We start from the raw sequence: 13,810 nt of genomic DNA, 5'->3' as shown, positions 1-13,810 counted from the left end.
GTTGCTCCAGATAGTGATTAGCATTAATAATGGTCATAGGCTTCGCGCGTGTTGATTTTGTTTGGCGATAAAATTAGATCACAAACGAAGCCTTTTTTATATCTATTTCAATTGGTTGGCGCTAAAGATCCTGTACATGAATAGCCATTACGGTCAGATTGTTTTCCAGTCAGACATGATTAATTAACCTTCTTGCAACAATCACAAGGAGAGCACCATGTTGCAAGCAACCTTCAAGCGTACCCTGATCGGTAGTCTGCTCGCACTGAGCGTCGGCGCCCACGCCCAGATCAACGAAGTCCACTTCCTGATCCCGGGCGGCGCTGGCGGCGGCTGGGATACCACGGCCCGCGGCACCGGTGAAGTGCTGGCCAAGTCCGGTCTGGTCAAGACCGTCTCCTACCAGAACATGTCCACCGGTGGCGGCGCCAAGGCCATCGCCCACCTCATCGAGACCTCGGCCCAGTCCGACAAGACTCTGATGGTCAACTCCACCCCCATCATCGTCAAATCCCTCTCCAAGGAGCTGCCCCAGTCCTTCCGTGATCTGACGCCGGTGGCCGCCATCATCGCCGACTACCAGGCGCTGGCGGTGAAGGCGGACTCCCCCTATCAGAACTGGGCCCAGCTGCTGGCCGCCTACGAGGAGAACCCGGCCAAGGTGAAGATTGCCGGGGGTTCCGCCCGTGGCAGCCTGGATCACCTGGTCGCCGCCCTGACCTTCAAGAATGCCGGCGCCGACGCCAGCAAACTGCGCTACGTCGCCTACGATGCCGGCGGCAGCGCCATGGCCGCCGTGCTGGCCGGAGAGACCCAGGCCATCTCCACCGGCTTTGGCGAGGCGATGGAAGCGGTCAAGTCAGGCCAGATGCGGATCCTCGGGGTCACTTCCGACAAACGCCTGCCGGGGGCGGAGCAGATCCCCACCTTCAGCGAGCAGAACAACCCCACCGTCTTCGCCAACTGGCGCGGTTACTTCGCCTCCCCCACCATCAGCCCGGAGAAATCCGCCGAGTTTGCCGCCCTGCTCAAGCAGATGTACGACAAGCCGGAGTGGGAAGTGGTCCGCAGCCGCAACAGCTGGACCAACCTCTACCAGTCCGGTCCCGAGTTCACCGCCTTCCTTGACGGCCAGGAGCAGCAGATCGGCGGCCTGATGCGCGAGCTCGGCTTCATCAAATAACCCTCGCTGTCCCATCGCAGGCGGGCGCAGGCCCGCCGCTCATGTTGGAGTCAAAAGATGAACATTACCAAGGAGCGACTGGGGGGCCTGCTGTTTCTGCTGCTCTCCCTCGCCTATGGCTACTACGCCACCGAGATACCGGGCTACCCCGGCGACGAATACGAACCCTTCACCGCCAGCACCCTGCCCTATGCCCTGGCCGGGCTCGGGGCGCTGCTCTCCCTGCTGCTGGTGCTCTTCCCCGGGGGCGAGCCCCTGCGCCGGGAAGAGGGGGACTGGCGCCGGGTCTTCATCCTGCTCGGGCTCATGGTCATCTACGGACTGGGGCTCACCTGGTTTGGCTTCGTGCTCTCGACCATCGCCTTCCTGAGCGTGGGCATCCGGGTGCTCGGTGAGCCCAGCCTGCGCTACGGCCTGATGATCAGCGTCCCCTTCTCCATCGGCTTCTGGGCCCTGCTCACCAAGGGGCTCAACGTCTATCTGGAGCCGGGTCGCCTGTTCACCCTGCTCGGTTTCTAAGGAGTCACCATGTTAGACGGAATCTTGCAAGGACTCGGCACCGCACTGCTGCCGGTCAACCTGATGATGGTGGTGCTTGGCTGCTTCATCGGCACCTTTATCGGCATGTTGCCGGGCCTTGGCCCGGTCACTGCCATCGCCCTGATGATCCCCATCACCTATGGCCTGGATCCGGCCTCCGGCATCATCTTGATGGCGGGGGTCTATTACGGCGCCATCTTCGGGGGCTCCACCTCCTCCATCCTGATCAACGCCCCCGGCTGCTCCGCCACCGTGGTCACCGCCTTCGACGGCTATCCCCTGGCCTGCAAGGGACAGGCGGGCAAGGCGCTGGCCATCGCCGCCTACGCCTCCTTCACCGGCGGCACCCTCTCCGCCATTATGCTGATGGTGGCGGCGCCCCTGCTCGCCAAGGTCTCCCTCTCCTTCCAGTCGGCGGATTACTTCGCCCTCATGGTGCTGGGCCTCTCCGCCGTGGCGGCCTTTGCCGGCAAGGGGCAGGTGCTCAAGGCGCTGATCATGGCGCTGTTCGGCATCATGATCTCCACCATCGGCATCGACCGCAGTGTCGGAGTAGACAGGTTTACCTTCGGCCTGCCGGACCTGCGTGACGGCTTCTCCTTCCTGCTGCTGGCCATGGCCACCTTTGCCCTCGCGGAGATCCTGATGGCGGTGCTGCGCCCCGGCAAGGACAGCAGCGAGGAAGAGGCCAGGCAGATGCAGCAGCTCGGCAGCCTCAAGCTGAGCAAGGAAGAGGTCAGGGAGATCGCGCCTCCCATCGCCCGCTCCTCGGTGCTGGGCTTTCTCATCGGCGTGTTGCCGGGAGCCGGCGCCACCATCGCCGCCTTCATGGCCTATGGCGCCGAGCGCAACATCGCCGGCAAGCAGCGCCAGGAGCAGTTCGGCAAGGGCAGCCTGCGCGGTCTGGCCGCCCCGGAAGCGGCCAACAACGCCGCCTCCACCGGCTCCTTCGTGCCCCTGCTGACCCTGGGGATCCCGGGCTCCGGCACCACGGCCCTCATCCTGGGCGCCCTGGTGGCCTACGGCATCCAGCCGGGCCCGCGTCTATTCATGGAGCATCCGGACGTCTTCTGGTCGGTGATCATCTCCATGTATCTGGGCAACGTGGTGCTGTTGATCCTGAACCTCCCCCTCATCCCCTACCTGGCCCGGGTACTGGCGGTGCCGCGCCCCGTGCTCATCCCCATGGTGCTGCTGTTCTCCCTGACCGGGGTCTATCTGGTCTCCTTCAACACCATGGACATCCATGTGATGGCCATCGTTGCACTGATCGCCATCGGCCTGCGCCTGCTCACCTTCCCCATGGCCCCCATGCTGCTCGGCTTCATCCTGGGGGGCATGCTGGAGGACAACCTGCGCCGGGCCCTGGTGATCAACGACGGCAGCCTGAGCTTCCTGTGGGAGCGCCCCATCACCCTCGCCTTCACGGTGATCACCCTGACCATGTTGCTGCTGCCCGTCTGGCAGTGGTGGCAGGCTCGCCGGGCCCCCAAGGGGGAGCCTGCCACCAGCCACTGAATCGATGAGCCTCTGCCACCTCTGAACCCTGACCATCACGCGCAGAGACCTTGATGCCCACGGGAAGCAAACCCTGATAAAAAGAGCGCCGAAAGGCGCTCTTTTCTTGTCTGGACAACAGGTTCCGGGCGATCGGATCACGGCTTGCGGTAACGCCGCTCCGGCCGCCCGACGGTGCCATATTCGAGCTCGGGGCTCGCCAGTTGCTGCCCCACCAGAAATTCCAGATAGCGGCGTGCCGTGGTCCGGCTCACCCCTATACGGCTGCCTATCTCCTCGGCACTGGCGGCCTCCGGAGTCAGGGCCGTCAGCACCCGCTGCAGGGTGAGAGCATCGATGCCCTTGGGCAGTCCCTCTGCCGCCACCTGCTGCAACGGCGTACCGAACAGGGTGTCCACCGCCTGCTGATCGATGTCGGCCAACGCCGCCAGGGCGGCGATGCTCTGACGGTACTTCTCCAGGGTGTCGCGCAGGCGCTCGAACACCACGGGCTTCAAGATGAAATCCACCACCCCGAGGCGCATCGCCTCCTGCAGGGCAGCGGCTTCCCGCGCCGCGGTGAGCAGGATCACATCCAGACTCGCCCCCGCCTGGCGCAGCTCTCTCAATAGCGAGAACCCCTCTCCATCGGGCAGCCAGACATCCAGCAGCACCAGATCGGGCCGGAGGATCCCTATCTGCTCCCTGGCATCGAACAGGGTCAACGCCACCCCCAGCACCTCAAAACCGGCGAGGCGCTGCACGAAGCGGCGGTGGATCTCGGCAATGGCGGGATCATCCTCGACGATCAGGATCTTGATCACTCACACCTCCTTGGGAATGTAACAGACGACGCAACTTCCCTGCGTCGTGGCTTCGATGGTGATCTCCCCCTGCAGGGCATCCAGGGTCTTGCGCACCAGGGAGAGCCCGATACCGTGTCCTGGCTCGGGCTTGCTGCTGACCCCCTGTTCGAACAACCTGTCCGCCAACTGCGGGTCGATACCGCCAGCCCCATCCTCCACCTCCAGCACCAGATCCTGCCCCAGATCGCTCAGGGAAACCCGGATGGGCTGATAGGGCGCACCGTGGCGGCGGGTCGCCTCGAAGGCGTTGTCGATGAGGTTGCCCAGCACCGTTACCAGCTGGGAACCGCTGACACGGGCAGGAATATCGTGCAGACGGGCATCGGGATCGATCACGAGCTCAAGACCGAGCTCGTGGGCCCTGTGGTATTTGCCGAGCAGCAACCCCGCCACCTTGGGTTTGGCGATGGCCCCCATCAGGAAGCCGAGCAGGGTCTGCTCGGTGGCCGCCTCCCGCCCGATGAAGGCGAGCGCCTCCCGGGTAGCACCGAGCTCAATGAGGCCGGCGATGGTCCCGAGCTGGTTGTTGTGCTCGTGGGTCTGCACCCGCAGCAGATCGCTGTAGGCCTGCACCTGGGAGAGCTGGGCGCTGAGTTCCGCCAGCTCGTCCTTGCGGCGAAAACTCGACACGGCGCCGATCAGCTTGCCCTCGCGCACCAGCGGCAAGCGGTTGACGATGAGGGACTGGCCGTTGAGCACTATCTCCTCGTCAAACTGGGGGGTCTGCTCTTGCAGGATGGAGAGCATGCGACTGCCCGGCAGCAGGTGACCAATGGGCTGGCCGATGGCGCTCCTGGCGGTGGTGTCGTCCAGGCGCAGCAGCTTGATGCCGTTGGGGTTCAGGGAGGTGAGGCGCCCTTGCTCGTCGATGGTGAGGATCCCCTCGCGCACCGTGCGCAGGGTACAGTCGAGCTCCGCATAGAGTCGCCCCATCTGCTCGGGTTCAAAGCCGAATATCGCCTTCTTGTAGCGCCGGGCCAGCCAGGCGGCTGCGACACTGTTGAGTACCACAATGAGCAATGTCATGGCCAGGCCAAAGCGCAAATAGCCCTGCAGATCCGCATCGATGTCCCGCACCAGATAGCCGACCGACACCACCCCGATGATCTTGCCCATCTCGTCCCGGATGGGCCCCTTGCCGCGCACCGAGACCCCAAGGGACCCTTGGGCCCTGGAGATATAGGCTTCTCCCTGCAGGGCACGCTCGGGATCATCCCCCACCATGGCTTTGCCAATCCGGTCCGCATTGGGGTGCACCAGGCGGCGTGCCTGCCTGTCCCCGATGACGATGTAGCTGGCCCCGACCTCGGCGCGGATCCGCTCCACCAGGGCATTGAGGCGGACCGTATCCGCCCGCTTCACCCCGGCGATGACGCCGGACTCCCGCGCCACCAGCCGTGCCACATCCAGGGCCTGATCCCCCACCTCACGGTAGCGCTGCTCGGCGACATAGTAGTAGCTGGCCCCGCTCAGCAACACCAGTTGCAACAGACTGACCAGACAGAGAATGAGCAGGAAGCGTCCTTGCAACCCGAGCCTCATGCCTCCTTGTCGCCTCGCAACAAGTCGAGCAGCAGACTGCCATCGCGCAGGGCCTTGTGCACCTGCACCGAGGTGGGTTTGGTGGGATCTTCGTAGAAGTGGGTGGATTCAATCTGCAGGCGCACCAGGTACTCGGCGGGCAACTGGCTTGCCAGGGACTGGTGCAACATGGGGAAGAGCAGTCGATCGGCCCGGGTGATCTCCCCCCCGAGCAGCAGCTTGCCCGGGTTGAGCAGGCAGATGAGGTTCGCCAGTACCCGGGAGAGGCGGCCTGCTGCCTGGTGCAGGATGTCCTGACACAGGCTGTTGCCGGCCAGCGCCAACTCGCACAGCTCGCGGATGGTGACGCTTTCGGGCAGATCGAACTCCTGCATCCGTTCACGCAGCTCCCGATATTGCGCCTCCAGCGCCTGATTGGTCACGAGGGTGCAGGCGCAGCCGAAGCCACCGCAGTAGCAGCGCTGGCCATAGGGTTCGAGCTGCAGGTGGCTGAGATCCCCGAGCAGAGCCGACTCGCTCTCGATGAGCTGGCCATTGACCACCATGCCGACCCCGATGTCGTTGTGCACGAACACCAGCACCGCATCCGAGCAGTTCCTGGCGGCGCCCCACTCCCGCTCGGCCTGGATCCAGGTGCGCACGTCGCCGCTCACCAGCACGGGTACCGAGAAGGCTTCCTGCAGGGTGGGACCGAGGGGCCAGTTGCGCAGATCGTAATAGGGAAAATGCTTGACCATGCCGGAGTGGCGCTCCACCTGGCCGGGCAGGCAGAGGGCGATGCAGGCCAGACGCAGCGCCTTCTTGGGCAAAAAGCCCTCGATGGCCCGCACCAGGCTGGCCAGCAGCTCGGCACGCTCCGCCTCGTTGAAGACATGGCGATGGCGTGCCAGGGAGTGACCCGCGAGATCGAACAGGGCCATGTCCACATAGCCGCGCCCCAGGCGCATGGAGAGAAACTGGAAGCGGCGCTCGTTGATGCGCAGCAGGGTCTGGCGACGGCCACGCCCCACCGAGCTCTCGCCGCAGGTGACCACCAGGCCGCCGTCCAGCAGCTCGCGGGTGATCTTGGTGATGCTGGCCGGCGACAGGCCGGTCAGACGGGACAGATCGGTACGGGACAGCTCCTTGTGCTCCTCCAGGCTGGCATAGACCAGGCCGTAGTTGAGCTGACGGATCAAATCGATACTGCCTTTCACGATCTCATTCATAGGGTTGGGGCTAACGAAAGGAACGAATGGCGCGATTTTCACACATTCTGCGCCGATCCCCAAATTTGCCGTCTGGAAATCCTGTCCAGACGGCAAAAATGTGATTAGTAACGGAAGCGGGAGACGAGTTGGCGCAATTTGTCACCCGTGCCTGCCAGGGCGCGGGTGGTGGTGCTGGACTCCCCGGACGCCTCGGTCAGCTCGCTGACGATCTGCTGGATGGCCACCAGGTTCTTGTTGATCTCCTCGGAGACCGCGTGCTGCTCCTCGGCGGCCGTGGCGATCTGGATGTTCATGTCGTTGATGGTGCCGACCGCCGCCACCATGCTGTCCAGGGAGCTGGCGATGTGGCTCGCCTCCTGCACCGTCTCCTGGCTGCGTGCCTCGCTGGCCTGCATCACCTCCACCGCCTGTTTCACTCCGCCCTGCAGGCGCTGGAGCATCTCGTTGATCTCTTTGGTGCTCTGCTGGGTACGGCCCGCGAGGGATCGCACCTCGTCCGCCACCACCGCAAAGCCGCGCCCCTGCTCGCCCGCCCGGGCCGCCTCGATGGCGGCGTTGAGGGCCAGCAGGTTGGTCTGATCGGCGATGCCGCGAATGACCTCCACCACGGAGCCTATCTTGCCGGTCTCGTGGGCGAGCTGCTCGATGACCCCGGCCGCCACATGCACTTCGTCCACCAGCCGGTTGATGCTGCCGATGGCGCTGTTCACCACCCCCCGGGCCGCATCGGACTCGCGGGCCGCATCGCTGGTGGCGCTGGCGGCGTTGGAAGCGCTCGCCGCCACCTCCTGGGCGGTGGAGCTCATCTCGGTCACCGCGGTCACCACCTGATCCGTCTCCTTGCCATGGCCCTGCATCTGCCTGTCCGCATGCTCGCTCAGGCTATGCAGCCGATCCACGGCCCCCAGCAACTGGTGGCTGGTCTCCCCCACCTGGCTCACCACCGACTGGATCCGCTCGACGAAGCGGTTGAAGGCGGCGGCCAGCTGCCCCACCTCGTCCTTGCTCTGCACCTTGAGGCGCTGGGTCAGATCCCCGTCCCCGTCGGCGATGTCATTGAGTGCGGCAACCGCATCCGCCAGCGGGCGGGTGACCCGGTTGCCGATCACCACGGTGGCCGCCAGGGTCACCCCCAGGATCACCAGGATGAACAGCACCCCGGTTTTCAGGGAGCCATACATGGTCTCCTCCCGCTCGCTGCGCAGGGTGGCCAGCTCATTGTCGATGTCGTCGATGTAGAAGCCCGTGCCCACGACCCACTGATACTTGTCGAGCACCAGATTGAAGGAGAGCTTGGGGGCATCCCGCCCGATAGAGGGCTTGTTGGTCCAGTACTCCGAGAAGCCATCTCCTTCCCGCGCCGACTTGATGATCCCCTGAATGAGGAAGGCACCCTTGGTATCCTTGTCCTGCCAGCGGTTCTTCCCCTCCATCTCGGGCCGGGTCGGCAGCAGCACGGTATTGCCCTGATAGTCGTAGACGAAGAAGTAGCCGTCGCTGCCATAGCGCAGCGGCCGCAATATCTCCTTCACCTGCTGGCGCACTTCGGGGCTGTCAGGCTTGCCGTAGCTGCCCTCGATGGCCGTCTTGGCCAGCATCAGATAACTGCTGAGCAGCGCCTTGCGCTCCTTGATTGCCCTCTCCCGCGCCACCACCAGATCCGATTCCAGATCGCTCCTGGCCACCAGGTAGTTGCTGAGATTGACCACCAGGGCCATCAGCAGCACGGGGATGGCCCCCAGTAACAGGATCTTCTGCTTAAGTGTCATTGTGTCACCCTTTGTGCTGTGTTCATTGCTGCATGATGTCTGCCTAAACGGCATGGGAAGCTGGCCGAAAGGGAAGTGCGTTCGCTACAATCCCGCCACCTTTAATTATCGACCAGATGAGCTGACTCATGAACCTATGTCCTTGCGGTTCCTCTCTTTTTCTTGCCAAGTGCTGCGGTGTACTCCACGCAGGTCAGCCCGCCGCCACCCCGGAGCAGCTGATGCGATCCCGCTACAGCGCCTTCGTGCTGGGATTGGGAGAATATCTGGTACACAGCTGGCACCCGGACTATCTGAACGGGCTGACCGCGGCCGACCTCTCATCGACCGACACCCGCTGGGATGGCCTCGAGATCCTCACCAGCCAGGGCGGCCCCGATGACACCCTCGGCATGGTGGAATTCAAGGCCTGGTTCCTGGAAGGGGACGAACGTCACTGCCTCCATGAGCGATCCCGCTTCGTGCGCCATCAGGGGCGCTGGGTCTACACCGACGGCGAGCAGGATCCGGCGCCGCTGCGGGTGGGGCGAAACGACCCCTGCCCCTGTGGCAGCGGCAAGAAGTTCAAGAAGTGCTGCGGCTGAGGTTTCCCCCACGCCGCCCTCTGGCCAGCCCCCGGGCTGGCCTTCTCCCCTCCCGTCATGCTTTCCCCTGCCCGCCTCGACGGTGACGTGAGGTTCATCACATTTCGCTCATCGCCTCACACTTAATGAGCGTTTACGAACATTAATTTGGCCCATATCAAACATTTTACGTCGTGAAGGCGCCACACTGGCCTTATCTGGAAGAGATGAGACGGGCAAGAATGAAAAGAATCACCACACAAGTCGTCATCATAGGGGGTGGCGCCACCGGCGCCGGCATCATGCGCGATTGCGCACTGCGCGGCATCGACTGCATCCTGCTTGAGCGGGACGACATCGCCGCCGGCACCACGGGCCGCAACCATGGCCTGCTTCACTCCGGCGCCCGCTACGCGGTGACGGATCAGGAGTCCGCCCGCGAGTGCATTCAGGAGAACCGCATCCTCAAGCGGATCGCCAGCCACTGCGTCGAGGACACCGGCGGCCTCTTCATCACCCTGCCGGAAGATGACATCCATTTTCAAAATACCTTCATGGACGCCTGCGCCCTGGCGGGCATCGACGCCCGCCAGCTGGATCCCGCCGAGGCGCTACGCCTTGAACCCAACGTCAACCCGGCGCTGATCGGCGCCATTCAGGTGCCGGACGGCACGGTCGACCCCTTCCGTCTGGCTGCCGCCAACGTGCTGGATGCCAAGGAGCACGGCGCCCGCATCTTCACCCACAGCAAGGTGCTGGGGCTGCTGCGCACCCAAGACAGAGTGCACGGGGTCAAGGCGATCAACACCCGCACCGGCGAAGCGTTCGAGGTGGAGTGCCAGGAGGTGATCAACGCCGCCGGCATCTGGGGCCAGCAGATCTGCGAGTACGCCGATCTCGGCATCCGCATGTTCCCGGCCAAGGGCTCCCTGCTCATCATGGATTACCGCATCAACCAGCTGGTGCTCAACCGCGCCCGCAAACCGGCGGACGCGGACATCCTGGTGCCGGGCGATACCATCTCCCTCATCGGCACCACCTCGAGTCGCATCGATTACCACAAGATTGACCAGCTCACCGTCGAGCCTGAAGAGGTGGAAGTGCTGCTGCGCGAAGGGATAAAACTGGCCCCCATCATGGCCCGCACCCGATTGCTGCGCGCCTATGCCGGGGTTCGCCCGCTGGTGGCGGTGGATGGCGACGAGTCCGGCCGCAACATCAGCCGTGGCATAGTGCTGCTGGATCACGCCGAGCGCGACGGGCTCAAGGGCTTCAACACCATCACCGGCGGCAAGCTGATGACCTACCGGCTGATGGCAGAATGGGCCACCGACTTGCTTGCCAAGAAGCTTGGCAACAGCAAACCGTGCCGCACCGCTGAACTGAGCCTGCCCGGCTCGCGGGATCCGGAGAAGGTCTCCGCCCCCGGTCTCTCGGTCCCGGCTGAAGGCTCGGCCCAGTACCGTCACGGCGAGCGGGTCATCGCCTTTTTCCGCGACAATCCCAAGGCCAACGCCCTCATCTGCGAATGCGAGATGGTGACCGCAGGTGAAATCGAATACGCCCTGCGCGAGCTGGATGTGGACAACCTGGTGGATCTGCGCCGCCGCACTCGTCTGGGCATGGGACCCTGTCAGGGGGAGCTGTGCGCCTATCGCGCCGCCGGCCTGATGCAGGAGTACGGCAAGGCCGACGGCCGCCAGGCTTGCGTCATGCTGCGCCAGTTCCTGGAGGAGCGCTACAAGGGCACCCGCCCCGTGCTGTGGGGCGATGCCCTGCGCGAAGCCGAATTTACCTACTGGATCTACGAGGGGCTGTTCGGCCTTGGCGAGTGGACGGCCCCCCACCTGGTGGCCGAGCCCCCCTTCCCGCAAGACGCCAGCACCGCCAATCCCACCAAGGAGCGCAGCCATGAAATTTGACAGCATCGCTATCGGCGGCGGCATGGCGGGCCTCTCCGCGGCCCTGCGCCTGGCCGAGGCCGGCCAGAAGACCCTGCTGATGGCCTCCGGCCAGAGCGCCCTGCACTTCTCCTCCGGCTCGGTGGATCTGCTGGAGAGCGAGGGAGATCCCCGCGCCGCCCTGCCCGCCTTTATGGCCGCCAACCCCGAGCATCCCTACAGCAAGGTGGGGCTGGCCCATATCGCGGCGAGCCTCGATGATCTGCAACGCCACTGCGCCGCCCAGGGCTTGCCGCTGTTTCGCCAGGAGCGCAACCACCAGCGGCTGACCCCCATCGGCACCCTCAAAGCCACCTGGCTCTCCCCCGACACCTGCGCCTGCGTGACCGATGCACCGGCCCCCGACGCCATCCTGCTGGCCACCCTGGAGGGATTTCGCGACTTTCACCCCGAGCTCGCGGCAGCGAATCTCGCGACCCACGCGCGCTTCGCCCACTGCCGCATCCTGACCGGGGAAATTCGGCTGCCCCAGCTGGCCGAGTTCAGCCGCAATCCCCACGAGTTTCGCTCCGCCGACATCGCCCGCCTGTTTGACAAGCAGGGCAATGGCCAGCATGACCTGCTGACGGATCTAGCCCGCGAGATCAGCCGCATGGTGCAGGAGAGCGGTGAGCCGCGCTGCCGCCACCTGGTGCTGCCCGCCTGCCTGTCGCTGGGGCTGGTCGGCCCGCGCCTGACGGAGCTGGAGCAGCGCACCGGCTGCATCATCAAGGAGGTTGCCACCATGCCGCCGTCGCTTATTGGCATGCGGATGCAGGAGGCCCTCAAGCGCCGCTTCATGGCCCTTGGCGGCACCTTCCTCACCAGCGAGCGGGTGCTGGGCGCCCGTTACGACGGCGATCGGGTCATCGGCGTGCACAGCCAGAATGGCGACGATCAACTCTTTGAAGCGGATAACTTTGTACTCGCCTCCGGCAGCTTCTTCAGCCGCGGGCTGGAGTCGCGCCTGCGCGGCATTCGTGAGCCCATCTTCAACGCCGACGTGCTGAGCCTGCCCGAGCGCGACGCCTGGGCCGGCCGCCGCCTGTTCGACTACCACCCCTTCATGGGTTTCGGGGTCAAGACCGACGACAAGCTCAGAGTGCTGCGTGGCGGCAAACCGCTCGTCAACCTCTACGGCGCCGGTAGCGTGCTGGCGCACTATGACCCCATAAAAGAAGGGTCAGGCTCAGGCGTGGCCGTTGCCACCGGCTGGCAGGCTGCCGGTCATATTTTGAGTTCAGCCCAATGACGATTTTGTCCCATATCCCGTGCCTTCACACCCAACGGGAGGAGAACTGACATGCTACTGGATCATGCCAACCAAACCTTCGATCAGTGCATCAAATGCACCGTCTGTACCGCCTACTGCCCGGTGGCCAAGGCCAACCCGGCCTACCCAGGCCCCAAGCAGGCGGGCCCGGATGGGGAGCGGCTGCGCATCAAGAGCCCGGAGCTCTTTGACAGCGCCCTCAAGTACTGCACCAACTGCAAGCGCTGCGAAGTGGCCTGCCCGAGCGGGGTGCGCATCGGCGACATCATCGCCAAGGCCAAACACCAGTACAGCGGCTTCAAACCGGGGATCCGCGAGTTCGTGCTCTCCCACACCGACCTGATGGGCAGCATGTCCACCCTGATGGCCCCGGTGGTCAACTTCACCACCGGCCTCAAGCCGATGAAGCTGGTGCTGGACAAGGCGCTGGGGGTCTCCTCCCACCGCGACCTGCCCAAATACTCCCAGGGCACCTTCCGCGGCTGGTACAAAAAGCAGAAAGCGAGTCAGGCCCGCTTTACGCGCCAAATTGCCTACTTCCACGGCTGCTACGTCAACTACAACCACCCGCAACTTGGCAAGGAGCTGGTGCAGGTGCTCAACGCCATGAACATCGGCGTCCAGCTGCTGGAGCGGGAGAAGTGCTGCGGCGTGCCGCTGATTGCCAACGGCTTCATGGACAAGGCCAAGCAGCAGGCGGCCTTCAACATCCAGCAGCTGGAGAACACCCTGCTCGGCAACGAGATGCCGCTACTAGCCACCTCCTCCACCTGCGGCTTCACCCTGCGCGACGAATACCCCCACCTGCTGGAGCAGGACAACCACAAGGTGCGCGATCGCATCTCGCTGGTGACCCGCTTCCTGTGGAACGAGTTCTACCAGGGCAACAAGCCGGCGATGAAGCCGCTCAATCTGCACATCGCCTACCACACCCCCTGCCACATGGAGAAGATGGGGGGGGTCATCTATACCCTGGAGCTGCTGCGCGCCATCCCAGGGGTCAAGGTGACGGTGCTGGACTCCCAGTGCTGCGGCATCGCCGGTACCTACGGCTTCAAGTCGGAGAACTACCAGACCAGCCAGGCCATCGGCGAGGGGCTGTTTGATCAGATAAACCGACTCAAGCCCGATCTGGTCATCACCGACTGCGAAACCTGCAAATGGCAGATCGAGATGAGCACAGCGTTCCGCTGCGAACACCCCATCCACCTGCTGGCCCAGGCCCTGGCTTGATCCCCTTGCCACGCTAGGCCAGACGGCCCGCTCGGCAAAGAGGCCGACAAGCAAACACCAGATGGAAAAAGAGCCGGCAAGCGCCGCAATGCTGATCAGTTAAGGATCCATTGACAGATCCTTCTGCTGTAGGACAATCCGGAACCAATCACTGGTTCCGGATTTTTTATGTCTATTGCAAACGATCTGAACG

11 protein-coding genes are annotated in these 13,810 nt (G+C 64.1%); 7 read left to right on the top strand and 4 right to left on the bottom strand.

The window, feature by feature from the left end:
• The first annotated feature begins 217 nt into the window (after positions 1 to 217).
• From OKB81_RS15140 to OKB81_RS15130, 3 genes are read left to right on the top strand one after another with little or no spacing between them, the layout of a single operon-like run.
• Positions 218 to 1,183: a tripartite tricarboxylate transporter substrate binding protein gene (locus OKB81_RS15140; RefSeq protein WP_160838858.1), complete on the top strand. Its 966-nt coding sequence runs from the start codon at positions 218 to 220 to the stop codon at positions 1,181 to 1,183.
• Between the two features lie 57 nt (positions 1,184 to 1,240).
• Positions 1,241 to 1,702 carry a tripartite tricarboxylate transporter TctB family protein gene (locus OKB81_RS15135; RefSeq protein WP_114523133.1) on the top strand — a complete coding sequence of 154 codons (462 nt, stop codon included), beginning with the start codon at positions 1,241 to 1,243 and terminating at the stop codon, positions 1,700 to 1,702.
• A gap of 9 nt (positions 1,703 to 1,711) precedes the next feature.
• Positions 1,712 to 3,241 carry a tripartite tricarboxylate transporter permease gene (locus OKB81_RS15130; protein WP_103261919.1) on the top strand — a complete coding sequence of 510 codons (1,530 nt, stop codon included), beginning with the start codon at positions 1,712 to 1,714 and terminating at the stop codon, positions 3,239 to 3,241.
• 137 nt (positions 3,242 to 3,378) lie between these two features.
• On the opposite strand, the gene OKB81_RS15125 is transcribed toward OKB81_RS15130, so the two are convergent.
• From OKB81_RS15125 to OKB81_RS15110, 4 genes are all read right to left on the bottom strand, one after another.
• Positions 3,379 to 4,044 carry a response regulator gene (locus tag OKB81_RS15125; RefSeq protein WP_010674918.1) on the bottom strand — a complete coding sequence of 222 codons (666 nt, stop codon included), beginning with the start codon at positions 4,042 to 4,044 and terminating at the stop codon, positions 3,379 to 3,381.
• Positions 4,045 to 5,628 (bottom strand): ATP-binding protein, encoded by a 1,584-nt coding sequence (locus OKB81_RS15120; protein ID WP_043155894.1) that lies wholly within the window; start codon positions 5,626 to 5,628, stop codon positions 4,045 to 4,047.
• The gene (locus tag OKB81_RS15115; RefSeq protein WP_029314606.1) at positions 5,625 to 6,836 is read right to left on the bottom strand and encodes an ROK family transcriptional regulator; all 1,212 of its coding nucleotides are present in this window, start codon (positions 6,834 to 6,836) and stop codon (positions 5,625 to 5,627) included. The genes OKB81_RS15120 and OKB81_RS15115 overlap by 4 nt, the downstream gene beginning before the upstream one ends.
• Before the next feature lie 104 nt (positions 6,837 to 6,940).
• On the bottom strand, positions 6,941 to 8,608 hold the full coding sequence (locus OKB81_RS15110) for a methyl-accepting chemotaxis protein (RefSeq protein ID WP_010674921.1): 1,668 nt from the start codon (positions 8,606 to 8,608) through the stop codon (positions 6,941 to 6,943).
• Between the two features lie 128 nt (positions 8,609 to 8,736).
• Between OKB81_RS15110 and OKB81_RS15105 the strand changes: the two genes are divergently transcribed.
• From OKB81_RS15105 to glpC, 4 genes are all read left to right on the top strand, one after another.
• Positions 8,737 to 9,192: a YchJ family protein gene (locus OKB81_RS15105; protein WP_080989954.1), complete on the top strand. Its 456-nt coding sequence runs from the start codon at positions 8,737 to 8,739 to the stop codon at positions 9,190 to 9,192.
• 221 nt (positions 9,193 to 9,413) lie between these two features.
• Entirely contained in the window at positions 9,414 to 11,093 is a 1,680-nt protein-coding gene (glpA, locus tag OKB81_RS15100; RefSeq protein WP_069785654.1) for an anaerobic glycerol-3-phosphate dehydrogenase subunit A, read from the top strand.
• A complete protein-coding gene (glpB, locus tag OKB81_RS15095; protein ID WP_160838854.1) occupies positions 11,083 to 12,363 on the top strand; it encodes a glycerol-3-phosphate dehydrogenase subunit GlpB in 1,281 nt (426 codons plus the stop codon). The genes glpA and glpB overlap by 11 nt, the downstream gene beginning before the upstream one ends.
• 51 nt (positions 12,364 to 12,414) lie before the next feature.
• The gene (gene glpC / locus OKB81_RS15090; RefSeq protein ID WP_052815435.1) at positions 12,415 to 13,617 is read left to right on the top strand and encodes an anaerobic glycerol-3-phosphate dehydrogenase subunit GlpC; all 1,203 of its coding nucleotides are present in this window, start codon (positions 12,415 to 12,417) and stop codon (positions 13,615 to 13,617) included.
• Positions 13,618 to 13,810: the final 193 nt, after the last annotated feature.

It is taken from the genome of Aeromonas sp. QDB56 (assembly GCF_027705505.1).
Lineage (GTDB): Bacteria > Pseudomonadota > Gammaproteobacteria > Enterobacterales > Aeromonadaceae > Aeromonas > Aeromonas caviae.
The sequence above is the reverse complement of the archived record's forward strand: the minus strand, read 5'-3'. Positions and strand labels throughout refer to the sequence as shown.